At 28.6% G+C, this 24,616-nt stretch carries 25 protein-coding genes, 5 tRNA genes and 1 other annotated feature; of the genes, 27 read left to right on the top strand and 3 right to left on the bottom strand.

Going from position 1 to position 24,616, the window contains the following annotated elements; translation table 11 throughout:
* Positions 1-49: 49 nt before the first annotated feature.
* On the top strand, positions 50-514 hold the full coding sequence (locus ACTNAO_RS01185) for an Hsp20/alpha crystallin family protein (protein ID WP_441025607.1): 465 nt from the start codon (positions 50-52) through the stop codon (positions 512-514).
* Positions 515-686: 172 nt separating this feature from the next.
* On the opposite strand, the gene asnS is transcribed toward ACTNAO_RS01185, so the two are convergent.
* The gene (gene asnS / locus ACTNAO_RS01180; RefSeq protein ID WP_441025610.1) at positions 687-2,081 is read right to left on the bottom strand and encodes an asparagine--tRNA ligase; all 1,395 of its coding nucleotides are present in this window, start codon (positions 2,079-2,081) and stop codon (positions 687-689) included.
* A 61-nt stretch (positions 2,082-2,142) separates the two neighbouring features.
* Positions 2,143-2,384 (bottom strand) — a binding site (T-box leader).
* 91 nt (positions 2,385-2,475) lie between these two features.
* Here asnS and ACTNAO_RS01175 point away from each other — a divergent pair.
* Positions 2,476-2,667 carry a hypothetical protein gene (locus ACTNAO_RS01175; protein ID WP_441025613.1) on the top strand — a complete coding sequence of 64 codons (192 nt, stop codon included), beginning with the start codon at positions 2,476-2,478 and terminating at the stop codon, positions 2,665-2,667.
* Positions 2,668-2,711: 44 nt separating this feature from the next.
* Positions 2,712-2,912 (top strand): hypothetical protein, encoded by a 201-nt coding sequence (locus tag ACTNAO_RS01170; protein WP_441025616.1) that lies wholly within the window; start codon positions 2,712-2,714, stop codon positions 2,910-2,912.
* Here ACTNAO_RS01170 and ACTNAO_RS01165 read toward each other — a convergent pair.
* Positions 2,878-3,579: a metallophosphoesterase family protein gene (locus ACTNAO_RS01165; protein WP_441025619.1), complete on the bottom strand. Its 702-nt coding sequence runs from the start codon at positions 3,577-3,579 to the stop codon at positions 2,878-2,880. The two genes, ACTNAO_RS01170 and ACTNAO_RS01165, sit on opposite strands and share 35 nt — an antisense overlap.
* An 84-nt stretch (positions 3,580-3,663) precedes the next feature.
* Positions 3,664-5,040, bottom strand: a complete 1,377-nt coding sequence (gene murC, locus ACTNAO_RS01160) for a UDP-N-acetylmuramate--L-alanine ligase (RefSeq protein WP_441025622.1) — start codon at positions 5,038-5,040, stop codon at positions 3,664-3,666.
* 212 nt (positions 5,041-5,252) lie between these two features.
* On the opposite strand from murC, the gene purR reads away from it, so the two are divergent.
* The 24 genes from purR (at position 5,253) to ACTNAO_RS01040 (ending at position 24,581) form a co-directional block, all read left to right on the top strand.
* Positions 5,253-6,083, top strand: a complete 831-nt coding sequence (purR, locus tag ACTNAO_RS01155) for a pur operon repressor (RefSeq protein WP_441025625.1) — start codon at positions 5,253-5,255, stop codon at positions 6,081-6,083.
* Between the two features lie 153 nt (positions 6,084-6,236).
* Positions 6,237-6,524, top strand: coding sequence for a septation regulator SpoVG (spoVG, locus tag ACTNAO_RS01150; RefSeq protein WP_441025628.1), 288 nt, complete (start codon positions 6,237-6,239; stop codon positions 6,522-6,524).
* A 251-nt stretch (positions 6,525-6,775) separates the two neighbouring features.
* Positions 6,776-8,143, top strand: a complete 1,368-nt coding sequence (gene glmU, locus ACTNAO_RS01145) for a bifunctional UDP-N-acetylglucosamine diphosphorylase/glucosamine-1-phosphate N-acetyltransferase GlmU (protein WP_441025631.1) — start codon at positions 6,776-6,778, stop codon at positions 8,141-8,143.
* Positions 8,144-8,252: 109 nt separating this feature from the next.
* Entirely contained in the window at positions 8,253-9,212 is a 960-nt protein-coding gene (locus ACTNAO_RS01140) for a ribose-phosphate diphosphokinase (protein WP_441025634.1), read from the top strand.
* Positions 9,213-9,371: 159 nt separating this feature from the next.
* Positions 9,372-10,058 (top strand): response regulator, encoded by a 687-nt coding sequence (locus ACTNAO_RS01135; protein WP_441025637.1) that lies wholly within the window; start codon positions 9,372-9,374, stop codon positions 10,056-10,058.
* Between the two features lies 1 nt (position 10,059).
* A complete protein-coding gene (locus ACTNAO_RS01130) occupies positions 10,060-11,472 on the top strand; it encodes a HAMP domain-containing sensor histidine kinase (RefSeq protein ID WP_441025640.1) in 1,413 nt (470 codons plus the stop codon).
* A gap of 23 nt (positions 11,473-11,495) precedes the next feature.
* Positions 11,496-12,602 carry a S1C family serine protease gene (locus ACTNAO_RS01125; RefSeq protein ID WP_441025643.1) on the top strand — a complete coding sequence of 369 codons (1,107 nt, stop codon included), beginning with the start codon at positions 11,496-11,498 and terminating at the stop codon, positions 12,600-12,602.
* A gap of 17 nt (positions 12,603-12,619) precedes the next feature.
* Positions 12,620-13,198 carry an aminoacyl-tRNA hydrolase gene (pth, locus tag ACTNAO_RS01120; RefSeq protein ID WP_441025646.1) on the top strand — a complete coding sequence of 193 codons (579 nt, stop codon included), beginning with the start codon at positions 12,620-12,622 and terminating at the stop codon, positions 13,196-13,198.
* A 14-nt stretch (positions 13,199-13,212) separates the two neighbouring features.
* The gene (gene mfd / locus ACTNAO_RS01115) at positions 13,213-16,719 is read left to right on the top strand and encodes a transcription-repair coupling factor (RefSeq protein ID WP_441025649.1); all 3,507 of its coding nucleotides are present in this window, start codon (positions 13,213-13,215) and stop codon (positions 16,717-16,719) included.
* 114 nt (positions 16,720-16,833) lie between these two features.
* Positions 16,834-17,835, top strand: a complete 1,002-nt coding sequence (locus ACTNAO_RS01110; protein WP_441025652.1) for a SurA N-terminal domain-containing protein — start codon at positions 16,834-16,836, stop codon at positions 17,833-17,835.
* Positions 17,836-17,976: 141 nt separating this feature from the next.
* A complete protein-coding gene (spoVT, locus tag ACTNAO_RS01105) occupies positions 17,977-18,528 on the top strand; it encodes a stage V sporulation protein T (protein WP_441025654.1) in 552 nt (183 codons plus the stop codon).
* 67 nt (positions 18,529-18,595) lie between these two features.
* Positions 18,596-20,128, top strand: a complete 1,533-nt coding sequence (locus ACTNAO_RS01100) for a putative polysaccharide biosynthesis protein (RefSeq protein ID WP_441025657.1) — start codon at positions 18,596-18,598, stop codon at positions 20,126-20,128.
* A 22-nt stretch (positions 20,129-20,150) separates the two neighbouring features.
* Entirely contained in the window at positions 20,151-21,593 is a 1,443-nt protein-coding gene (gene mazG, locus ACTNAO_RS01095; protein WP_441025660.1) for a nucleoside triphosphate pyrophosphohydrolase, read from the top strand.
* Positions 21,594-21,774: 181 nt separating this feature from the next.
* Entirely contained in the window at positions 21,775-22,050 is a 276-nt protein-coding gene (locus ACTNAO_RS01090; RefSeq protein ID WP_441025663.1) for an HU family DNA-binding protein, read from the top strand.
* Between the two features lie 59 nt (positions 22,051-22,109).
* Positions 22,110-22,370, top strand: coding sequence for an RNA-binding S4 domain-containing protein (locus tag ACTNAO_RS01085; RefSeq protein WP_441025666.1), 261 nt, complete (start codon positions 22,110-22,112; stop codon positions 22,368-22,370).
* 51 nt (positions 22,371-22,421) lie between these two features.
* Complete coding sequence (gene yabP, locus ACTNAO_RS01080) at positions 22,422-22,694, top strand: sporulation protein YabP (RefSeq protein WP_441025669.1); 273 nt, start codon at positions 22,422-22,424, stop codon at positions 22,692-22,694.
* A 9-nt stretch (positions 22,695-22,703) separates the two neighbouring features.
* Complete coding sequence (gene yabQ, locus ACTNAO_RS01075; protein ID WP_441025672.1) at positions 22,704-23,093, top strand: spore cortex biosynthesis protein YabQ; 390 nt, start codon at positions 22,704-22,706, stop codon at positions 23,091-23,093.
* 78 nt (positions 23,094-23,171) lie between these two features.
* Complete coding sequence (locus tag ACTNAO_RS01070; protein ID WP_441025674.1) at positions 23,172-23,447, top strand: FtsB family cell division protein; 276 nt, start codon at positions 23,172-23,174, stop codon at positions 23,445-23,447.
* A 70-nt stretch (positions 23,448-23,517) separates the two neighbouring features.
* Positions 23,518-23,922: a S1 domain-containing RNA-binding protein gene (locus tag ACTNAO_RS01065; RefSeq protein WP_441025677.1), complete on the top strand. Its 405-nt coding sequence runs from the start codon at positions 23,518-23,520 to the stop codon at positions 23,920-23,922.
* A gap of 154 nt (positions 23,923-24,076) precedes the next feature.
* Positions 24,077-24,165 (top strand) — tRNA-Leu (locus ACTNAO_RS01060).
* Positions 24,166-24,209: 44 nt separating this feature from the next.
* Positions 24,210-24,285, top strand: a tRNA-Met gene (locus tag ACTNAO_RS01055).
* Positions 24,286-24,291: 6 nt separating this feature from the next.
* Positions 24,292-24,368 (top strand) — tRNA-Met (locus ACTNAO_RS01050).
* 3 nt (positions 24,369-24,371) lie between these two features.
* A tRNA-Leu gene (locus ACTNAO_RS01045) sits at positions 24,372-24,460 on the top strand.
* A 45-nt stretch (positions 24,461-24,505) separates the two neighbouring features.
* Positions 24,506-24,581 (top strand) — tRNA-Met (locus ACTNAO_RS01040).
* The last annotated feature ends 35 nt before the right edge of the window (positions 24,582-24,616 follow it).

Here is a 24,616-nt window from a genome sequence, read left to right as displayed (position 1 = left end):
AAAAAAAACAAGGTAAACAATATATGTTTATGAAAAGGAGAGATGACTTATGTTAATGCCTAGTATTTTTGGAGAAAATTTGTTTGATGATTTCTTTAATGATTTCCCATTCTACGAAGATAAAGATATGAAGAATGTAGAAAAGAAATTATATGGAAAGAAAGCTAATAGAATTATGAAAACTGATATTAAAGAAAAAGAAGATGGCTATGAAATAGAGATGGATCTACCAGGATTCACAAAAGAAGAAATTAAGGCTAGTCTTGAAAATGGATATTTAACTATCAGTGCAGCAAAAGGTCTAGATAAGGACGAAAAAGAAAAGGATAGTGGTCATTATATTAGAAAGGAACGTTATACAGGAGCATGTGAAAGAAGCTTTTATGTAGGAGATGCCTTAAAAGAAGAAGATATTAAAGGTGAATTTAAACATGGTATCTTGAAATTATTTGTTCCTAAGAAAGAAGCAAAACCAGAAGTAGAAAATAAGAAATATATTGCCATTGAAGGATAATGACATATAAGTAAAAAAGAAAAGAGGCGATAAATATGTCAGATAAAAATCCAAAGCATCCTTTAAAGAAAAAACAAGCAAAGGCAAAAGCTAAAAAGAAAAATATTTATGAATAATATACAAATAAAAAAATTGCGAACTCAGCATTTAAGCTAGTTCGCAATTTTTTTTATTAAAATTCTGATTGACCTGTTGTTCTTGGGAATGGAAGAACGTCTCTTATGTTAGACATACCAGTTATATACATAATAAGTCTTTCAAAACCAAGACCAAATCCAGCATGTTTTGTTTCTCCGTATTTTCTAAGTTCTAGATACCACCAATAATCCTCTTCTTTAAGTCCAAGTTCAGCCATTCTTTTCTTTAATACATCAAGTCTCTCTTCTCTTTGGCTTCCTCCAATAATCTCTCCTATTCCTGGAACTAAACAGTCTGCTGCAGCAACAGTTTTATTGTCATCATTTATTCTCATGTAGAATGCTTTAATATCCTTTGGATAGTCAGTAACAAATACTGGCTTTTTAAAGTGTTCTTCAGTTAAGTATCTTTCGTGTTCAGTTTGAAGGTCTATACCCCATTCAACTGGATAGTCAAAATCTTTTTTAGCTTTCTTTAATATTTCAACAGCTTCTGTATAAGTAACTCTTCCAAAATCTGAAGATACAACATGATTTAGTCTGTCAAGTAAGCCCTTATCAACAAATTTATTGAAAAATTCCATTTCTTCTGGGCATTCATTCATAACGTATTTTATAACATACTTTAACATTGCTTCTGCAAGATCCATATCATCTGCAAGGTCTGCAAATGCAATTTCAGGTTCAACCATCCAGAATTCAGCAGCATGTCTAGCTGTATTTGAATTTTCTGCTCTAAATGTTGGACCAAATGTGTATACATTTCTAAAAGCTAATGCAAAACATTCAGCATTTAATTGACCTGATACAGTAAGATTTGTTTCCTTACCAAAGAAATCTTGTTTGTAATCAATATTTCCATCTTCTGTAGTTGGGGCATTATTAAGAGGTAAAGTTGTTACTTGGAACATTTCACCTGCACCTTCACAGTCACTTCCTGTAAGTATTGGAGTATTTGTATATACAAAACCTTGATCTTGGAAGAACTTATGTATAGCATAAGCAGCTACTGAACGAACTCTAAATGTAGCGGAAAAAGCATTACTTCTAGGTCTTAAATGAGCTATAGTTCTTAAGTATTCAAAAGTATGTCTTTTCTTTTGAAGAGGATAATCAGAATCTGAATTTCCTTCTAATATAACTTCTTTTGCTTGAATTTCAAAGGGTTGTTTAGCTTCTGGTGTTTCAACTAAAGTACCTATTACAGTTATAGATGAACTTATAGCAAGTTTTGATATTTCTTTAAAATTTGAAAGTTCATTACCAAATACAACTTGAATGTTTTTAAAGAAAGAACCATCATTAACTTCAATAAAACCAAATGCATTAGAAGCTCTTAAAGTTCTTACCCAACCAGATATTCTTACTTCTTTTGATACATATTTTTCTGTTTCTCTAAATATAGATTTTACTAATATAGATTTTTCCATTAATTTACCTCCATTTACAGATATAAAATTTATTACTTAAATAAAAAATCATTCATCCTATAAAAAGGACGAATGATATATATTCGCGGTACCACCTAATTTGCTAAAAAGCCACTTAAACAGGCATTTATTAAATGCCCTATAACTTAACGCGTCAATTACGTCTAAGCCTACTAATTAAAATATTAACTTTCGGTTAGAAACTCAAAGATGTTTTTCAGAATAGACTTTGTATAAGGCTTACACCATCCCTTATTCGCTAAGACGTAGTTCTAAACTTACTCTTCTTATCATAGTTTATAAAATATAACATTAATTCGATTTTACAATACTTTTAGCGCAAATGCAACTGTTTCATCATATACTAATACATATATTTTTTTGGGAGGATTAAATGAAAGGTCAAAAAATTTTAAATAAGAAATTACAAAAAGTAAACATATTGAAAGGCAGGCTTGTATCAAGGGATGAGAATACTAGTAAAGAAGATATTGTAGAAGACATTAAGGAAGCAGTAGAAGATATAGAATTAGTATTAGAAGATATTAACGAAGAAGATAATGAAGAAGGTGATATGAAAGATTGATATAAGAAGGCATCCAAAGTGTTTTGGATGCCATATTTTTAAAAGTGAAAAAAGCACTTACAAAATCAAGTATAAGTATAGGTGTACTTGAAGAACTTTTACTAAAGAATACACATACAGCTAATATACTAAATATAAGTGATATTAAAGAAAGGATTGTTATACATAGAATTTTGCCCATTATTGTTAACATAAGAATTGTTGTACATTTTAATATTCCTGACCTTCTTCAAAGCTTCTTATAAGTGAAGATGGGAAATTTAACATTTCCATATCCTTAATTATTTTTTTGACTTCATAGGAAACTTGCCTTATTTGAGGAGTTACTTTTCCTAAAGGATCAATGTCTAATAAACAGTAAGTAGAATTAGGAGATCCTATTTTTGGTTTGCCTACACTTCCACAATTTATAAATAATTTATTCCCAAATTGTTTTACAGCAGGTATATGGGTGTGTGCACAAATTAAAATATCTTCTTTTAAATCAGCCATAACTTGTTTTGTGTTTTCTTCATTTTCAAATAAGTATTCATTTATTTTATTTGGACTGCCATGTACAAATTTTATACTTTTTTTATTAAAATTTAATGTTAAATTTTCTGGAAGACCATTTAAATAATATTTATTAGCTGCTCTAAGTTCAGCTACAGTCCATGGAAGAGTAAATGAATTTATATCTGTTTGTCTTATATAAGAAAAATCATTATCTACTACAGAAGCATCATAATTTCCTTTTAAACATAATACATTTTTTCTTTTTATATATGAAATTGTTTCATTAGGATGAGGCCCATAACCTACTAAATCTCCTAAACATACAATTAAATCTGCTTTTTGGTCATCAATGTCATCAAAAACATTCATTAAAGCATAAACATTGCTATGAATATCTGAAATGATTGCTATTTTCATAAGTATACACCACCATTTTGTTAAATATTTATATAATTTTGTAAAAAAGAAAGGTATGTTTAAAAGAAAAACATACCTTTTAAGCTATTTTTGTAGAAGTTTTTCTCCAACTAATACAACATCACCAGCACCAACAGTTAATACAACATCACCTGTTTGGATTTTTGATTTTAAGTAATTACAAGCTTCATCGTGTGAATGTACATTTGTACATTTATATCCTTTATTTCTTATTGCATCTCCAAGTTCATCAGAAGATACAAGACCTGTGTCTTTTTCTCTTGCAGCATATATATCCATTAGTATAAGTTCATCGCAATCTTTAAAGGCTTCACTAAATTCAGTAAATAATGCTTTTGTTCTTGTATAAGTATGTGGTTGGAATACACAGTATACTTTTTTATGTGGAATTTTTGAAGCAGTACTTAAAGTTGCTTTAATTTCAGTTGGATGATGTGCATAATCATCTATTACTGTAATTCCATTTATTTCGCCCTTATATTCAAATCTTTTGTGAGCACCCTTACATTTTTTAAGACCATTTATAATCTTATCATTTGGAACATTGAATATTAAAGCTACTGCAATTGCTGCTAATGCATTTAAAATATTATGCTTTCCAGGGTTATTTAATGTTATGTTAAATAATTTTGTGCCTTTTTCACAAACAGTAAATGTTGCACAACCTTTATTATTGTAAGAAATGTCTGTTGCTGTTAAATCTTCGTTAGTAAAACCATAACTTATAGTATTACATGAAGCTTCGTCTAGTATTTTTTTTACTCTTTTATCTTCTCCATAACCTACTAGGTATCCATCATTTGGAACAAGTTTTGAAAATTTAGTAAAAGTATCATTTATATCATTAATATCCTTGTAATAATCTAGATGATCAGCATCTATATTAAGTATTACTCCAACATATGGGAAGAATTTTAAAAATGAGGCCTTGTATTCACATGCTTCAGTGATAAAGTAATCACTTTTTCCAATTCTATAATTACCACCTATTAAATCAAGTTCTCCACCAACAAGTATAGTAGGATCAAGATTACCTTCTAGTGTTATGCTAGAAAGCATAGATGTACATGTTGTTTTACCATGAGTTCCAGATATAGCTACATTATATTTATGACCTTTCATTATAGAACCTAAAAATTCTGCTCTATCCATAAGAATTAGATTCCTTTTTTTGGCTTCTAAAATTTCAGGATTATCTGAAGGAATTGCTGCAGTATAAACTACTAAATCTACATCTTTTAAATTTTCAGCACTATGTCCTATGTAAATTTCAGCACCCTTGCTTCTTAAAGTTTCTATTATTTTTGATTCTTTGAAATCTGATCCTGATACTTTGTATCCGTTATTTAAAAGTACAGCAGCAAGACCACTCATACTTATTCCACCAATACCAATAAAATGTATTTTCATGTGTTTATCTTTTAAAAAATCAAATGACAAGCTAAACAACCCCTTTTTATTTTAATAATATACATACCTATAATTATATACATACCTATAATTATATACATTTTTTTAAAAATGAACATAGAATATAGGAAAAAAACATTGAATAATTGTTTATTTATTTCTAAGAATATATAATAAATAATGAACGTTAAAAGCCAAATAGTTATTTAATGTTTGTCAAATATTAAAAGTAGGTGAAATAAATGAATAAGTTAACTAGGAATAGCAGAATAGTCGCTATAACTAAAATACTTATGGAAAATCCAAATAAGATAATGGGGCTTAATTATTTTTCCAATTTGCTAAATGCAGCTAAATCTACAATTAGTGAAGATTTAATTATTATAAGAGCATCTTTAGATAGGTTAAGAATGGGTAAAATAGAAACTATAACAGGAGCTGCTGGGGGAGTTAAATATGTCCCAGTTATAGATAAAGACAAGAGCTTAGAATTTGCAAAAGAACTTTGCAATACATTAAGTGATGGTTCAAGAATCATTGCCGGAAATTATATATATATGACAGACATTATGTATAGTCCTTCTATAATAAACAAGGCTGGAATTATTCTTTCTTCATATTTTAAGGATATAGATGTAGATTATGTTATTACAGTTGAAACTAAAGGCATCCCTCTTGCATACGAAGTGGCAAAAAACCTAGGAGTTGAACTTGTAATTGCAAGAAGATCTGCAATGGTAACGGAAGGTTCTACAGTTACTATTAATTATGTATCTGGTACAAATGGAAGACTGCAACAAATGTCTTTGGCTAAAAAGTCTATGAAACCTAAAACAAAAAGTATTTTTATAGATGACTTTTTAAAAGGTGGGGGAACAGCTCAAGGTATAAAAGAACTTCTTATGGAGTTCGATTGTGAACTTGTTGGAATTGGAGTTTTAGTTGAAAGTAATGAAGTACATGAAAAACTTATAGATGAATATATTTCCATTATAGAAGTTAATTCTGTAAAATATGAAACATTAAGCAAAAAATGTGAAATTAAAATGCATCCTTCAAAGTACTTTAATTAACTTATAAAAAAATACAAAAAAGATAAAAAAATAAGATAAAATGATATAAAATATAAAAAAATGTTATAATTCTAAAATTTTTCTAAGGAAAAAGAAGGATTATGGAAAGTAGTGGAGAATAAATAAAATATAAACAACTGGAGGTGTAGTGAAATGCAAATCACAGACGTTAGAATTAGAAAAATTGCTACTGACGGAAAAATGAAAGCCATAGTATCTGTTACTTTCGATAATGAATTCGTAGTGCATGATATTAAAGTTATAGAAGGACAAAATGGATTATTCATTGCAATGCCAAGTAGAAAAACACCAGATGGAGAGTTTAAGGATATAGCTCATCCTATCAACACAGAAACAAGAGAGAAAATTCAAACTTCAATTTTAGAAGCTTATGAAAAAGCAAAAGTTGAAGATACAGAAAATGAATCTGTAACTGAATAATCTTGAATAATCAAAAAAATGAAGGGATAATTTTCCCTTTATTTTTTTGCCTAATTTAAAAGTAAGCACATTGTTTCTATTGATTGATTTGTAAAAATAATTTTTTATTAATAAAAATTAGGAGGAAAGGTTGAAATGAAATGCGCTATCAAATATAATATAGTAGGTATGACTAAATTTTGTGTTAAAATTTGTAATAGTTTGTTTAAAATTTAGAATATAATATTTTAAAAATTAATAGAGGTGGTATTGTGTATAGATGTGCACTAATATTGGCAGCAGGTCAAGGTAAGAGAATTAAATCTGATATACCAAAGGTACTACATAAAGTGTGTGGTAAAGAGATGGTTAATCATGTTATTGATAACATTAGAAAAGCTGGTATAAATGATATTAATGTAATTATAGGTAAAGGTGCTGAACTTGTCAAAGAAGGAACAAAAGATAGAAATGTAACTTATTCAGTGCAAAAAGAGCAACTTGGAACAGGTGATGCAGTAAAGGCTGCCAAAGAATTCTTAAAAGGTAAAGATGGTGTAGTAGCTGTTTTTACAGGAGATTCTCCACTTACAAAAGTTGATACAATAGAAAAATTATTTAATGAACATGAACAAAAGAAAAATTCAGCAACTCTTATGTCTGCATATGTTGATGATCCTACTGGATATGGAAGAATCGTAAGATCAGGAGACGAAGTTATAAAGATAGTAGAACATAAAGATTGTACAGAGGAAGAACTTAAAATAAACGAAATGAATGCAGGAATGTATTGTTTCAATATAAATGAGTTATTATTAGCATTAGATGAATTATCAAATAATAATGCTCAAGGAGAATATTATTTAACAGATGTTATTGGCATCTTAAAATCAAAAAATAAAAGAGTTGGTTCTTTAGTAACAGATTATGAAGATACTATAGGAGTAAATTCAAGGGCACAACTAGCAGAAGCTGAATGTATTTTAAGAAAAAGAATTAATAACAAGCATTTAGATAATGGAGTTACAATAATTGATCCTCAAAATACATACATTGGCATAGATGTTGAAATAGGAAAAGATACTATAGTATATCCAGGCAATATATTAGAAGGAAATACCAAGATAGGTTCAAATTGTATTTTGTACCAAAATTCAAGAATAAAAGATAGCATAATAGAAGATGGTACAGATGTTCAATCTTCAGTTATATTAGATAGTAAAATAGGGAAAAATACTACAGTTGGTCCTTTTGCATATATTAGACCAGAAACAACAATAGGAAATAATGCTAGAATAGGTGACTTTGTAGAAATTAAAAAATCTACTATAGGAAATGGAACAAAAGTTTCTCATTTGACATATATAGGAGATGCTACAGTTGGTGAAGAATGTAACTTTGGATGTGGTACTGTAGTTGTTAATTATGATGGAAAAGTTAAAAATAAGACTATTATAGGAAATCATAGTTTTATTGGGTGTAATACTAATTTAGTATCACCAGTAGAAGTTAAAGATAATACCTATATAGCAGCAGGCTCAACAATTACACAGGAAGTTCCAGAAGGCAATTTATCAATAGCTAGAGCAAAACAAAGAAATATTCCTGGTTGGGTTGAAAAAAAGGGTTTAATGAAATAATTTATATATACTAAAATTATACCAAAAGACTAAAATTATTTTACAAAAATCGATTAAGCAATTAAATTATTGCTTAATCATTGAAAAATTTAAGGAGGTCCTTATATTTATGTTAAGTCATGGAAAAAGTATAAAGATTTTTACTGGTAATTCCAATCCTTCCTTAGCAAATGAAATTGCTGAGATTTTAGGCGTTCCAGTAGGAGATGCTACAGTATCTACATTTAGCGATGGTGAAATATCTGTTAATATTAAAGAAACTGTAAGAGGTACAGATGTATTTATAATACAATCTACTAATTCTCCAGTAAACAATAATTTAATGGAATTGTTAATTATGATAGATGCTTTTAAGAGAGCATCAGCAGGAAGAATAACAGCTGTTATACCATATTATGGTTATGCAAGACAGGATAGAAAGGCAAAATCAAGAGATCCAATTACTGCAAAATTAGTAGCAGACTTATTAACATCAGCAGGTGCAGACAGAGTTTTAACAATGGATTTGCATGCAGCACAAATCCAAGGATATTTTAATATACCAGTTGATCATTTATTAGGATCTCCAATACTTGCTGAACATTTCAAACAAAAGGGATTAGCTGATCAAGATGATGTAGTAGTAGTTTCACCAGACTTAGGTAGCGTTACAAGAGCAAGAAAATTTGCAGATAGATTAAATGCTCCAATTGCTATTATAGATAAGAGAAGACCAAAACCAAATGTTTCAGAAATTATGAATATAATTGGTGAAGTAAAAGGAAAGAGATGTATATTAATTGATGATATGATTGATACTGCAGGAACTATAACAAATGCAGCAAATGCATTAAAAGATTTAGGAGCTACTGCTGTATATGCAGGATGTACTCATGGAGTACTTTCAGGACCAGCTCTTGAAAGAATTAATAGTTCTGCCATAGAAGATTTAGCAGTTCTTAATACTATTCCTTTACCAGAAGGTGCTGATTTAAGTAAGTTTACATCAATTTCTGTTGCTCCACTATTTGCAGAAGCAATAAGAAGAATTTATGATGATGAACCTATAAGTAAATTATTTGAAGTTTAATTTACATATTAAAAAGAGAGCCTTGCTTACTTTGTGAGGCTCTTTTTTGCAATATGACTTTATAAAGGTGAATAATTTGTAACATTTCTATTAAAGTATATAAATAAAATAAAAAAAGTGTTAAATTTATATTATAGACGTTAAAAGGGGTGTAAAAAGATGGAAGGAAATTTAGGAAAGGTTCTAATAGTAGATGACGATACAAATATAGCAGAAGTAATTAACATGTATTTACAGAGCTCAGGATATGATACTAAAGTGGTAAATGATGGAAGGGCTGCTGAAGATGCTTTTGGGGAGTATAAGCCTGATTTAGTATTGTTAGATGTAATGCTACCTAATATTGACGGAGTAGATGTATTGAAATGGATTAGAAAGGAAGGCACTACACCTGTAATCATGCTTACAGCAAAAGGAGATACTTTTGACAAAGTTTTAGCATTAGAACTCGGGGCTGATGATTATGTTGTAAAACCTTTTGAACCAAAGGAGTTACTTGCTAGAGTTAAAGCTGTAATGAGAAGGTATACAGTCGATACAACAAGTAAGGAGGTATTGCATTATAGTGATTTAGTGATAGATGCAAACTCTTACAATGTTATTTATAAAGGTAAAGAAATTAAGATGCCACCAAAGGAATTTGAATTAGTATATTATTTGGCTTGCAATAAAAATAAAGTATTTACTAGAGAACAACTTTTATGTGAAGTATGGGGATATGATTACCCAGGAGATTCAAGAACTGTAGATGTTCATGTAAAAAGACTTAGAGAAAAATTAACAGGTGGGGAAAACTGGCAAATTGAAACTGTTTGGGGAGTAGGCTATAAATTTGAGGTGAGATAAAATGAAAAAAGGCAGCTTAGTTAATAAGCTTATAATTGTATTTTCAGGTATCTTAGCTGTTATTTTAATTATTCTCGCAGTAGTGCTATCATTTTGGTTTAGAACATATTTTGAAAATGAGCAAAAGGAAGAATTAAATAGTCAATGTGTAAATATTTCTTTTGTAGCAAAAACATACCTTGATTCTTCAGATAATGGTGATTTTAAAAAGTTACAAGAAACCATAACATATATTGCTAATGATTGTAATTATGATATTATAGTGGTAGATTCTAATGAATTTGCCTATGCATCATCAAATAATTATTTAGGTGATAAGGTTATAGATATTTCATTGTCTGATGATGATAAGGATACATTAAAAAAAGGTAACCCTCTTCAAAATGTTAAACTTGAAAAAATTAATAGTGATAGAGGGGCCTATATAAAACCTATTATTGATGGTGATGATTATAGAGGTGCAATTATTATTTTTGCATCAGATGAAAACATTCAAAGTGCTCTTACAAGAGTTAATGAAATTATATGGATATCAGTTTTGGTAGCGGTTATATTATCTGCTATTGTTATTTCATATGTGGCTAAGAAACTTATTATAGAGCCTATAAATGAAATTAATGTTGCAGCAGAAAAGTTAGCTAAAGGTGATGTTGATAAAAAAGTTGTTATTAATTCAAAGGATGAAATAGGGGAACTTGCACAATCATTTAATATGATGGCAGAATCACTAGAAAAAGTAGATAAAAATAGAAGAGAATTTATATCTAATGTATCACATGAACTAAGATCTCCAATAACATCTATTAATGGATTTATTTCTGGAATTTTAGATGGAGTAATTCAAAAAGATAAAGAAGATTATTATTTAAAAATAGTTCATGATGAAATAAGTAGGTTATCAAGACTTGTTAATGATTTATTAGATATTTCTGCTATGGAAGCAGGAAAATTTAAGCTAAGTAAATCTGAAATGGATATAAATGCTGTTATTAAATTATGCCTTGCAAATTTAGAAGGTAAAATTGCAGGTAAGGATTTGCATGTTGAAGTTTTGCTTGAAAATAAACATCAATTTGTATTTGCCGATATGGATAGAATTATACAAGTAGTTACAAATCTTTTAGATAATGCAGTTAAATATACCGATGAAGGTGGATTTATAAAAGTCAATACAAAAGTTAAGGCTAATAAAGTTTATGTTAGTATTCTTAATAATGGAAATAAAATGTCTGAAGAACAAATAATAAGAATATGGGATAGATTTTATAAATCAGATAAGTCGCGTACTAACAAAGAAAGTACAGGGCTAGGATTGCCAATAGTTAGACTTATTTTAACGCAACATGGAGAGGATATTTGGGTTAAAAATGTAAAAGATGGGGTGGAATTTACATTTACATTAACAATTGTATGATATAGTCCGGAGGTATTCAAGTTATGAGAATAGGACATAAGTTTAATAGAAACAACAAAAACAATAACCCTAACATGAGAATAAAGATAAAAAGAAGATATAGATATTTTAAAATGCGTAATATAGTTATGATATTATGTCTTGTAACAATATCGTTAATGAGTGGTGCAATAGGAGCAGAATTTATTGTAGATAGATATCTAAAAGATATTAATATATCAAACAATGTTGTTGATCATAAGAGTTATGGAGAAAATAATAAATATTCCAATATATTATCTAAAATATCTAAATCATTAGTTACAGTGTCAAATAGTCCTGAAAATCTTCAAAAATCTCAGTATGATGATTCTAATTTTACTGGGGTAGTTGTAGATGGAAAGGGCTATATTTTGACTAATTATTCTACTATTCAATCATTTGAAAAAATATATATAAAAATACCATCGCAAGGTGCTCCTGCCATGGAAGCAGAAATAGTAGGAAAAGACATAGGTGCAGATATAGCAGTGCTTAAAATCAATTACAGCAATTTAGAACCAATTGAAATAGAGCAGGATGATGGAATTAAGATGGGAGATAGTATACTAGTTGCTGGAAATGTTTATGGAAGGGATTATGCAACTATATGCACTAGTGGTATAATAACTACTGTTGAAAAGCAGAAATTAGAAGAAGTAGAATATACTTTTTTACAAACAAATGCAATAATAAATGAATTGAATACTGGTGGCCCTATTTGTAATATGGATGGTAAACTTGTAGGCTTTGCCAGCAAGAGTTTAACTGACAAGTATGATAAGCAAAATTTATTTTATGGAGTTAGTGCAATAAATATAAAAAATGTAATAAATAATATAATCGGACTTAAGTCTACCCTTGGAATAATGGGTAAGGAAATTGAGATAGATTCTTCAATTACTGGATTATATGTTGAATCGGTAATTCAAGATGGTTATGCAGCTAAAGCTGGCATAAAGTCAAGTGATATTATTATAAGCATAGATGATAAAAAAGTAAAGAATAATAGTGATTTATATGAGGCTGTTAAGGATAAAAAGGTGGGAGACAGTGTTGTTTGTGTTATACTAAGAAATAGGCAACAGATTGAAATTAATATAGATTTTTAAGTAAGGAGTTAGCGAAAATGATTCTCATAGTTGGACTTGGTAATCCAGGTCAAGAATATAGGAATACGAGACACAATATCGGTTTTAATTGTGTTAATTGTATTGCTGAAAAGTATAATATTAGTATAAATAGGGAAAAATTTAAGGGTGAATATGGTGAAGGAATTATAAAAGGTGAAAAAGTTATGATTCTTAGGCCGTTAACTTTTATGAATCTTAGTGGTGAAAGTGTAAAAGCTGTTATGGATTTTTATAAGCTTTCTAATAAGGATATAATAGTTATTTATGATGATATAAGTCTTCCTATTGGAAGGCTTAGAATTAGAGAAAAAGGTAGCGCTGGTGGTCACAACGGCATTAAAAATATAATATTAAATTTAGGAAATGATGAATTTTCAAGGATAAAGGTTGGTGTTGGGCAACCTAAAGGAGATTTGGTAAGTCATGTATTAGGTAAATTTCCAAAAGAAGAATTTGAAATATTAGATGATGTTCTTGATACAGTTGTTTCTGCAACAGAGACAATTATTGAATCAGGAACAAAGGATGCTATGAATAAGTTTAATGGTTTTATTTCAAGTAAATCTAAAAGTTAAGGACGGTGCATAAAATGAGACTGAAGGGATTGATGGACCCCTTAATTACTAGTGATAAATTTAAATCTATACAATCAAGTATAAACAATAATAAACTTATAGAAGTTAATGGATTGTCGGAACCTGCAAAAAGTTTCCTAATAAGTAGCATATATGATGTACTAAATAAATCTATAGTAATAGTTACTCATAGTGATTTAGAAGCTAAAAATTTATATGAAGATATGAATTTATATATGAGCAATGTATACTATTTCCCAGCGAGGGAAATAGTATTTTATAATATAGATGCTATTTCAGGTGATTTGAGATGGGCTAGATTAAAGATAATTAAAGAAATATTATCAAAAAGAAAAAATATAATAGTAACATCTATAGATGCATTTGCATCAAGATATGCACCTAAAGAATTATTTAAAAAACATACAAAAGTATTAAAAGTTGGTGAGCAAATAGATTTTAGTAATCTTATAAAATTATTGGTTGAGAGTGGTTATGAACGTACAGAAATGACAGAATCAAAAGGAGAATTTTCAGTACGTGGAGGCATATTAGATGTATATCCACCAGATTCTATATATCCATATAGAATAGAATTTTTTGGAGATGAAATAGATTCAATAAGAACATTTAATGCCGAATCTCAAAGAAGTATTGATAACGTAGATAAGATCGAAATATTTCCGGCTAAAGAAGTTATAATAGATGAAAATGCAAAAATATTAGCTAAAGATAATATACAAATTGAACTTAATGAAGTTTTATCTAAATGCAAAGACAAGAATAGAAATAAGAAATTAGAAAATAATATAAGAAAAAATTTAAGTGATCTTGATGAATTTGGTACTTTTCAAATGATAGAAAGTTATTTGCCATTCTTTTATGATAAAGCAAATAGTTTTTTTGACTATTTAAGCAATTATTTTGTTATAGTAGCTGAAAAAGACAGGGCTTTTGGAAAACTTGAAAGTATATATACAGAGTTTAGCCAAAACTATTCTATGTTTTTGGAAAGAGGAGATATATTGCCCGGGCAATTAAATTTGCTCTTTAATGAACAAGAAGTTAAAGATTATTTTGAAGAAAAGACTAATGTAGTATTAACATCATTAATTTCTAATAGTGAAAATTTAAAAACTAATAATAAAGTTTCAATAGATACGAAAGAGTTAAATGGATATCAAGGGCAGCTTGAACTTCTTATTGATGATATAAAGCAAAAGAAAGAATTAGGCTATAAAACAATAATATTATCAGGAACAAGAGTTAGGGGCGAAAGACTTGTAAATACATTAAGAGAAAGAGATATTGAAAGTAGATATAATGATAAAATTGATGAGATTAAACCAAATGAAGTTGTAATAACATTTGGAAATTTGTTAAAAGGTTTTGAATGTAGTGAATTAAAGATATGTGTTATTTCAGATAAGGATGTTTTTGGTGAAGCTAAAAGAAAACTAACTAAGAACAAAAAAAGCAAGAAAAAGGGCATATCAAAAATAAAAAGTTTTGCTGAACTTAAAGTTGGAGATTACGTTGTACATGTTAATCATGGAATTGGAATATACAAAGGTATTAAGCAAATTGATGTGGCTGGACATAAGAGAGATTATTTAGATCTTGAATATGAAAAGGGAGATAAGCTTTATGTACCTGTTGACCAACTTGATATTGTACAAAAATATGTTGGAAGTGAAGGGAAAACTCCAAGAGTAAATAAACTTGGAGGTAATGAATGGAAAAAGGCTAAAGCAAAGGTTAAAAGATCAATAAATGAAATTGCCGAAGACTTAGTAAAATTATATGCTACTAGAGCTTCTATAAAAGGACATAAATTTTCAAAGGATACTCAGTGGCAGAGGCAATTTGAAGATGAATTTCCATTTGAAGAAACACCAGATCAACTTTCTTCATTAGAAGAAATAAAGAAGGATATGGAATCTACAAAAGTAATGGATAGATTATTATGTGGTGATGTTGGATATGGAAAGACAGAAGTAGCATTAAGGGCAGCTTTTAAGGCTGTTATGGAAGGAAAACAGGTAGCATTTTTAGTGCCAACTACAATTTTAGCAGAACAGCATTACAAGAATGCTAAAAAGAGATTTTCAGATTTTCCTGTTAAAATAGATATGATAAGCAGATTTAGAACTGCTAAGGATCAAAAAGAAACTCTTAAGGCTGTTAAAGAAGGAAATGTTGATATTCTTATAGGAACTCATAGATTAGTATCGAAGGATATTCAATTTAAGGATTTAGGATTGTTAATAGTAGATGAGGAACAGAGGTTTGGAGTAGCACAAAAAGAAAAAATTAAAAATTTAAAGAAGGACGTAGATGTATTAACTTTAAGTGCCACACCAATTCCAAGAACTCTTCACATGTCACTTACTGGAGTAAGAGATATATCAGTAATAGAAACACCACCAGAAGAAAGATATCCTATACAAACATATGTGGTAGAGCAAAATGACCAATTAATAAGGGATGCTATAATTCGTGAAAAATCTAGAAATGGTCAAGTTTACTTTGTATATAATAGAGTAGAAACAATAGACAAAATGGCAAATTATATAAGAGAACTTGTTCCTGAATGTACAGTATCAGTTGTTCATGGACAAATGTCTGAGAGGCAACTAGAAAAGCAGATGCTTTCATTTATGGCAAAAGAATCAGATATACTAGTATGCACAACAATTATTGAAACTGGAATGGATATTCAAAATGTTAATACAATAATAGTTAATGATGCTGATAAGATGGGACTTTCGCAATTATACCAGCTTAGAGGAAGAGTTGGAAGGTCAAATAAAATAGCATATGCATATCTTATGTATACTAAAGATAAAATACTAACAGAAATAGCCGAAAAAAGATTAAAGGCATTAAGAGATTTTACAGAACTTGGTTCTGGATTTAAAATTGCTATGAGAGATTTAGAAATAAGAGGAGCAGGTAATATGGTAGGAGCTTCTCAACATGGACATATGGCTGCAATAGGATATGATCTTTATTGCCGAATGCTTGAAGAAACTATTAAAGCTATTAAAAATAGTGATAGTGAAGTTAAAGAACCAATAGAAACATCTGTGGATTTAAAAATAGATGCATATATTCCATCAGATTATATAAGTGATGAGATTCAAAAAATTGAAGTTTATAAAAAAATAGCATCTATTGAAAATGAAGAAGAATATGAAGATATTAAAGAAGAACTAGAAGACAGATATTCTGTTATACCACCATCTGTATACAATTTAATGGATATTGCTTATTTGAAAAAGGATGCTCAAAAGATAGGAATTGAAGAAATTAAAGAAGATGATTTTGGAATAGCATTTAATTTTGCTGATTCTGAAGTTTATTATATTGAAAGTTTGAAAAAACTTAATAAAAAATATAAAGAACTAGTAGTGTTAAAATTTGGAAATAAACCATCTTTTACAATAAAGAAAAATAAGATTAATAACGAAAAAACACTTAATATAATTAAGGAAGTTTTAGAATATATGGTAGACTAATGTAAAATATTGCATTAAATTTTATATAATGTTTGAATTCTTAGTAAAAAGTTGTTATACTAGTATTTGTGATTAACCTATTAGTAATTAATTAACAAAGTGAGGGAAATATTAATGAATATAAAAAAATATATGTCAGTTGCATTAGTAGGAGTAATGGCACTATCAATAGCAGGGTGTAATATAATTGAAAGAACTCCAGAATCAATTGGAAAAACTGTACTTGCTAAAGTTGATGGAGATAAAATAACAAAAGCAGATTTAGATGAAGAAATGAAAGCTGTACTAGAACAATATAAGTCTTATTATGGTGATGATTATGAAAGTAATGATTCATTAAAGGACACATTAAAAGAAGCTAGACAAAATTATTTAAATTATCTAATAGAAGAAAAGGTATTATTAAAAGCAGCAGATGAATTAGGAGTTACACCATCTGATGGTGATATTGATACATTTGTTCAAGAACAAATGGATAAATATAAAAAATATAATAATGATGATGAAGATCAATTTGAAGAATATCTTGACAGTATAGGATTTACTGTTGATTCATTTAAAGAATATCTTAAAAAGCAATGCATAGTTCAAGCAGCTATAGATAAATGGGTTGAAGATGTAGATGCTACTGATGATGAAATAGAAACATATTATAATGATAATATAGATTCATATAAGGAACAACCAGGAGCTTATGTTACTCATATTTTATTTACTGGTGATAATGCAGAAGCAAATGCTAAAAAAGCTAAAGAATATGCAAAGGATGGTAAGTCTTTAGAAGATATTTCTAAGATGGATGAATTTAAAGATGTTTGTTCTTATGAAGATTTAGGCCATAAAAACTTTGAAAACAGTGGATTAGTTACAGAATTTGAAAATGCATTTAAAGCATTACCAGCTGGTCAAGTATCAGATCCAGTACAAACAAGTTATGGATGGCATATAATTTATAATACAAAAGTTAATACTGAAGAAAAAACTCCAACTCTTGATGAAGTAAAAGATGAAGTAAAGGAAAAGGTATTAAGTACTAAAAAGCAAGACGAATATAATAATAAAATGGAAGAATACAAAGAAAAGTATAAAACTAAAACTTATGAAGATAAGCTTTAATTGACATTTTATAAATTGAAAGAGGATATTTGCTATTGGCAAATATCCTTTTTTACGCTTAAATTTGTCATGGTTATAGTGCATAAAATTTCTAATAAATCAAATAATAATATTGTTAGTTAATTTATTAGGAGGTTTTTTATGAAAGCAACAGGTATTGTTAGAAGAATAGATGATTTAGGAAGGGTAGTTATTCCAAAGGAAATAAGAAGAACTCTAAGAATAAGAGAAGGGGACCCACTTGAAATATTTACAGATAGAGAGGGGGGCATAATTTTAAAAAAGTATTCTCCTATTAGTGAACTTACTAATTTTTCTAAGGAATATGCAGAAAGCCTTCAGCAGGTTATTGGAAATATCATATTAATATGCGATAGGGATGAGTTTATTTCAGCAAGTGGATGTTTAAAAAAGGATTATTTAGAAAGAAAAATAAGTAATGATTTAGAAAATATAATGGATTCTAGAAAAATAGTAAAGTTAACAGGTAGTTCAGAAGTTATATCATTACATAAGGATGATGATGAATATAAAGAAAAGTATTCATCACAAGTAATTTCACCAATTATAGCAAGAGGCGATGCTATAGGAGCTCTTATAATATTATCAAAAGAAGGAAATAGGTTTGGAGATATGGAAATGAAACTTGCAGAAACAGCAACAGCATTTTTAGGTAAGCAAATGGAACAATAAAATTATTGTAATAATACATCTAAATAGAAAATAGTAATAAATATACTATTAAATTTGGAGGTATTAAATGAAAAAACAATCCTTAATAAAAGGTAGTTTGATTTTAGGTATAGCAGGCATAGTAACAAGATTTTTAGGATTATTTTTCAGGTGGCCTCTTATTATGCTTATTGGAGATGAGGGAATAGGATATTATCAAATGTCATATCCTTTATATATGTTTTTTGTTGCTATGGCATCTGGAATACCTATAACTGTTTCAAAATTAATTTCTGAAAATAATGCTATTAATAACATAAAAGGAAATTTTGAGGTTATTAAAGAAACTATAATATTAATGATTATGTTAGGTTTCGGAACATCATTTGTTTTGTTTTTCTTTTCTAAATCAATAATAGTTTTTTTGAATTGGGATAGCAAGGCATATTATTCATTAGTGGGCATTTCTTTTGCACCACTTATTGTATCGTTATTAATGGCATTTAGAGGTTTTTTTCAAGGATTTCAAAGTATGACTTATCCTGCTATATCACAAATTCTTGAACAAATTGGAAGAGTAGTATTTGGAGTGGGTTTAGCAGTTCTATTGCTTCCAAAAGGAATTGAGTATTCTGCAGGAGGAGCAGCTTTTGGTGCAGCTGCAGGTGGATTAATAGCTCTAATATATTTATATTTTAAATATATTAAGGTAAAAAGGCAGTATAAAATAAAAAACATACAATGTAATACTGAAATGTTAGGAAAGATATTAAAAATATCTATTCCTATATCCCTAGGGGCTACTGCAAGCAGTATTATGAATTTAATGGATTCAATACTAGTGCCTAACAATCTTATTAAGGCAGGATTAAGTAGCAAAAATGCCACTATTTTATATGCTCAATTAACAGGCAAAGCATCTGTAATTATAAACATTCCATTTACTCTATCTATTGCAATTTGCACATCATTATTACCAATAATAGCTGAATTATTTGTATTAAAGAAAAGAGATCAATTAAGAAAAAAGGTCAATACTGCCATTAAAATATCACAGATAATATCAATTCCTTGTACGCTAGGATTATTTTTCTTGGCTTCTCCGATAATGAATCTTATATTCCCAGGAAGGGCTGATGGAGCTGATATTTTAAAATATTTATCAATTGTAATTCCTTTTATTGTTGTGACACAAGTTACTACATCAATATTACAAGGAATAGGAAGGTATATTTCGCCTGTAATTAATTTGATTATTGGGTGTATTATAAAGATGATTTTAACAATTGTCTTAGTTAGGCAAAGTAATATTAATATATATGGAGCAGTTATAGCTACAATAGTTGCATATGTTATAGTTGCAATTCTCAATGTAATAAGAATCAAAAGAAAAATAAACATTAGAATAGATATATTCAACAATTTTATTAAACCATTATTTGCATCAGTTATTATGATAATTACAGTATTAATATGCTATATGCAATTATATACTTACACTGGTAGTAATGGTATAGCGTGTTTATTGTCCATATCAATAGGTGGTATAATATATATACTTGCCATTGTAGTATTAAAAATTTTTTCAATTAAAGAGATTAAAAGTAAGATGGATAGTTAATAAGATGAAAGGTTAGATAATTGTGATAAAGATAGTAGGTTTAGGAAATGGTAATATTCATAATTTAAGTAATGCAAATATTATGGAATTAAAAAAATGTAATAAGATATATACTAATTTTAATAATGAAATAGTTAATAAAATGATTGAATTTAAACATAAATTTGTTTCATTTTATGAAATAGTAAACAAATTAAATAAAAATATGCCTATAGAAATTTTGACTAAAAATATCATAGATGGAATTTTGCTAAAAAATGAAGATGTGATTTATGGAGTTGCTGGAAATCCTATGTCAGATGATATTTTGGCAGTATATTTAATAAAGGAATGTAAACAAAGAGGTATACCATATAAAGTGTTTTCTGCAGAGAGTTTTTTAGATAATGTTATTACTCAATTTGATGATAATTTGCTTCATGGAGTTAACATTATAAAAGAAAATAATATTAATGAATATATTTTTAATAAAAGAGAAAATACAATAATTACAGGTATTTCAAATATTAATAATTTTAATATTATAATTGGCACTTTAAAAAGGTATTATGGTGAATTTACAAAAGTTTATTATTTTAAAAATGATAATTATAGTGAAAAATCATTAAGAGATATATCCTTTGAATTTAACGGCAATTTTGAGTGTATATATATACCTAAAAAAGCTGACAATAACAAATTGGGACAAACTAGAGATATCTATGATTTATTTAAACTTGTAGAAATATTAAGAGGAGAAAGTGGTTGCCCATGGGATAAAGTTCAAACACACAAAAGCATAGAAAATTCTATGATAGAAGAAGCATATGAAGTGGTAGATGCTATAGAAAAAGAAGATATTAAGGCTTTAGAAGAAGAACTTGGTGATGTTCTTTTTCAAATAGTATTTCATGTATCATTAGAACGTAATAAGCATACATTTGATTTTCAAAGTGTAATAAGTGGTATATACGATAAGATGGTTTATAGGCATCCTCATGTATTTGGAAATGTATCAGCAGATAATGAAGAGGAAGTGTTAAAGAATTGGGACTTATTAAAGAAAAAAGAAAAGTCTCTAGATACCAAAACAGATGAAATAAATGCTGTGGCAAAATACTTACCTTCCCTTATTAGAGCTCAAAAAGTTCAAAAGAAAGTAAGTAAGGTTGGATTTGATTTTGAAGATGCAAAGGAGGCTGCAAATAAAGTTGTTGAAGAGCTTAATGAGGTCATGGATGTATATAATAGTGGTAATGTGGCAAGAATAACTGAAGAGATAGGTGATCTAATATTTTCAGTAGTTAATATTTCTAGAATTTTAAAGATAGATTCAGAAGAAGCTCTTAGAAAAAGTGTAGATAAATTTATAGCTAGGTTTTCTTTTATAGAATCTCAAATTATCAAAGAGGGTAATAATTTTAATAACGTATCTTTAGATTATATGAATGTATTGTGGGAAAAAGCAAAAAAAATAGAAAAATAGCGTCATAAAGAAGGAATTTAATCATTTTTGAAGAATAAGTCTATGTAGTTGCTATAGCCAACATTAATTATGATATAAAAGTGTAGACTACAGGGTAAAGTGGTTATATAATAGGAGAATGTAGGTATAGTACATAATAAAAGTTAGATTTTATAAACTTAATATTAAGGAGGATGTAATAGTGAATAAATCAGAATTAATCACAACTATGTCAGAAAAAAGTAATTTAACAAAAAAAGATGCAGAAGCAGCATTAAAAGCATTTGTAGAAAGTGTTGAAGAAGCATTAGAAAATGGAGAAAAAGTTCAACTAGTAGGATTTGGAACATTCGAAACAAGAGAAAGAGCAGCTAGAACAGGAAGAAATCCTAGAACTAAAGAAGAAATTCAAATACCAGCTTCTACTGTACCAGTATTTAAGGCAGGAAAAGAATTTAAAGAAAAAGTTAATAAGTAATATGAACCCGAGATTGCTCGGGTTCTTTTATAAAAAAATTATTTGCGAGGTTATATGTTATGAGATTAGATAAGTATCTTAAAGTATCAAGAATTATAAAAAGAAGAACAGTGGCTAAAGAAGCTTGTGAAAGTGGACGAGTAATAATTAATGGCAAAGTAGCAAAACCATCTACTGAAGTTAATGAAGATGATATTATTGAAATTTCATTTGCTAATAGAACTATAAAAGCAAAAGTTGTAAATATTTCTGCACATGTTAGAAAAGAAGAAGCTAAAGAGATGTATCTAATTTTAGAAGGAACTGAAGACAAAGAATAAAATTATATTTTACTTCATATATTGTGAATAAAGATATATGGAGGTAGAAATATGGATGAGCTTAAAAAAAGCAGCTTAGAACTTAATGATAGAAAAAAACTTTCACTAACTGGTGTTACAGAGGTTGTTAGTTTTGAAGAAGATAAAATACTTTTAACTACTACCTTAGGGAACCTACATATCAAGGGAAATGATATGAAGATGAATAAATTAGACGTTCAAAATGGTGATGTTATAATAACTGGAACAATAATCTCTATAAGCTATATAGATAAGGAAATTACTAAAAATAAAGAAAGCATATTAAAAAAATTATTTCAGTAGGTAATAAATATGCCATTAGATTTAGAAGTTCAATTTAAAATAATTTTTTATGCAAGTATTTCTGGATTTCTTATGGGGATTTTATTTGATTTTTATAGAATAATTAGAGGTATAAAAATACCTAGAATAATTATTGCCATAGAAGATATTTTATTTTTCATTTTATGCGGGATTATGGTATTTACACTACTATTATATTCAGGATATGCATATTTTGGGTTGTATGTTTATGTATTTATAATCCTTTTTCTAATAATTTATTTTAAATTTATTAGTAGGGTTTTGTATAGATTAATAAGAAGAGTATTAAATATGTTTATATCAGTATTTAGGGTAGCAGTTAAAAATATTTTTTACCCATTAAGATTGTTTTTGTGGAAAATAAACTCAAAAAAATGATATGTGATTAAAAAATTACTTGAATAAAGTTGATATAGTGTTTAAAATGTATTTATAGATTGATTTGGGGTGTTTAGCATGAATAAAAGCATAAGGCTAAAAAAAATAATTTTTTTAGTAATTGCAATTGTTTTTGTGTTTAACCTTGTAAAACAGGGAAAGACTATGAATAGGATTGCAAAGGAAAAACAACAGCAAGAAATTAAACTAGAAAATTTACAACAAGACACTCAAAGATTAAAAGAAGAAAATGATAAAGCGCAAACAGATGAATATCTTGAAAAACTTGCAAGAGAGAAGCTTAGCATGATAAAAAATGGTGAATTCTCAGTTGTTAATAAGACAAGTAAATAAAATTAACAAATTATTTGGTTATAATAATAATAACATATATTTTAGGAATATAAGGAGGAGTCGTTTAAAAATGACCTTAGCGGCAGGAAACATATTAGAAGGAACAGTGGTAAACATAACGAATTTTGGAGCTTTTGTTGAAGTAGAAGGAAAAACAGGATTAGTTCATATTTCAGAAGTTGCAGATTCATTTGTAAAGGACATAAGGGAGCACTTAAAAGAACAAGATAAGGTTAAGGTAAAAGTCTTATCTATTGATGATAATGGAAAAATAAGTTTATCAATTAAACAAGCTAATGTGCACAAAAAATCAGCAAAACCAGCAGAATTTGATTGGAATATTGAAAAAAATAAAACTCAAGCTTCAGCGAATTTTGAAGATAAAATTTCTAAGTTTTTAAAAGATAGTGAAGAAAAAATGCAAGATGTTAAAAGACATCAAGAATTCAAAAGTAAAAATAGCAAAAGCAAATAGTGAATTTTATTAACTAATGACAAAAATTACTATATAATATATGTTGTATAGTAATTTTTTTATGTTAATTTTCATTTTCTTTTAAAAAAATGTTGACAGTATAAAAAAGTTACTATATAATAAATTTTGTCGCTAGTGATAGCATTTAGAACTTGCCGAAGTGGCGGAACTGGCAGACGCACAGGACTTAAAATCCTGCGGTGGTTAAACACCGTACCGGTTCGATTCCGGTCTTCGGCACCAAGTTTCTTTTTGTTTATTTAATAAATATTAAAATTATTTAATATCGCGGGGTGGAGCAGTTGGTAGCTCGTCGGGCTCATAACCCGAAGGTCGTAGGTTCGAGTCCTGCCCCCGCAACCATAATTTGGCGGAATAGCTCAGCTGGCTAGAGCATTCGGTTCATACCCGAAGGGTCGTAGGTTCAAGTCCTATTTCCGCTACCATGTGCCGAAGTGGCGGAACTGGCAGACGCACAGGACTTAAAATCCTGCGGTGGTTAAACACCGTACCGGTTCGATTCCGGTCTTCGGCACCAAAGTTTATTTTGTTAAACACTAGAAACAAAATTAAAATTTAATGACGCGGGGTGGAGCAGTTGGTAGCTCGTCGGGCTCATAACCCGAAGGTCGTAGGTTCGAGTCCTGCCCCCGCAACCATAATTTGGCGGAATAGCTCAGCTGGCTAGAGCATT

Source organism: Clostridium sp. HCP1S3_C6 (assembly GCF_052066735.1).
Taxonomy (GTDB): Bacteria; Bacillota; Clostridia; order Clostridiales; family Clostridiaceae; genus Clostridium.
This window is presented reverse-complemented; position numbering and strand designations above follow the sequence as displayed.

Coding starts and splice junctions, on each gene's coding strand:
- ACTNAO_RS01185 (WP_441025607.1), top strand. CDS start 50: ATGTTAATGCCTAGTATTTTTGGAGAAAATTTGTTTGATGATTTCTTT.
- asnS (WP_441025610.1), bottom strand. CDS start 2,081: ATGGAAAAATCTATATTAGTAAAATCTATATTTAGAGAAACAGAAAAA.
- ACTNAO_RS01175 (WP_441025613.1), top strand. CDS start 2,476: ATGAAAGGTCAAAAAATTTTAAATAAGAAATTACAAAAAGTAAACATA.
- ACTNAO_RS01165 (WP_441025619.1), bottom strand. CDS start 3,579: ATGAAAATAGCAATCATTTCAGATATTCATAGCAATGTTTATGCTTTA.
- purR (WP_441025625.1), top strand. CDS start 5,253: ATGAATAAGTTAACTAGGAATAGCAGAATAGTCGCTATAACTAAAATA.
- spoVG (WP_441025628.1), top strand. CDS start 6,237: ATGCAAATCACAGACGTTAGAATTAGAAAAATTGCTACTGACGGAAAA.
- ACTNAO_RS01140 (WP_441025634.1), top strand. CDS start 8,253: ATGTTAAGTCATGGAAAAAGTATAAAGATTTTTACTGGTAATTCCAAT.
- ACTNAO_RS01135 (WP_441025637.1), top strand. CDS start 9,372: ATGGAAGGAAATTTAGGAAAGGTTCTAATAGTAGATGACGATACAAAT.
- ACTNAO_RS01130 (WP_441025640.1), top strand. CDS start 10,060: ATGAAAAAAGGCAGCTTAGTTAATAAGCTTATAATTGTATTTTCAGGT.
- ACTNAO_RS01125 (WP_441025643.1), top strand. CDS start 11,496: ATGAGAATAGGACATAAGTTTAATAGAAACAACAAAAACAATAACCCT.
- pth (WP_441025646.1), top strand. CDS start 12,620: ATGATTCTCATAGTTGGACTTGGTAATCCAGGTCAAGAATATAGGAAT.
- mfd (WP_441025649.1), top strand. CDS start 13,213: ATGAGACTGAAGGGATTGATGGACCCCTTAATTACTAGTGATAAATTT.
- ACTNAO_RS01110 (WP_441025652.1), top strand. CDS start 16,834: ATGAATATAAAAAAATATATGTCAGTTGCATTAGTAGGAGTAATGGCA.
- spoVT (WP_441025654.1), top strand. CDS start 17,977: ATGAAAGCAACAGGTATTGTTAGAAGAATAGATGATTTAGGAAGGGTA.
- ACTNAO_RS01100 (WP_441025657.1), top strand. CDS start 18,596: ATGAAAAAACAATCCTTAATAAAAGGTAGTTTGATTTTAGGTATAGCA.
- ACTNAO_RS01085 (WP_441025666.1), top strand. CDS start 22,110: ATGAGATTAGATAAGTATCTTAAAGTATCAAGAATTATAAAAAGAAGA.
- yabP (WP_441025669.1), top strand. CDS start 22,422: ATGGATGAGCTTAAAAAAAGCAGCTTAGAACTTAATGATAGAAAAAAA.
- yabQ (WP_441025672.1), top strand. CDS start 22,704: ATGCCATTAGATTTAGAAGTTCAATTTAAAATAATTTTTTATGCAAGT.
- ACTNAO_RS01070 (WP_441025674.1), top strand. CDS start 23,172: ATGAATAAAAGCATAAGGCTAAAAAAAATAATTTTTTTAGTAATTGCA.
- ACTNAO_RS01065 (WP_441025677.1), top strand. CDS start 23,518: ATGACCTTAGCGGCAGGAAACATATTAGAAGGAACAGTGGTAAACATA.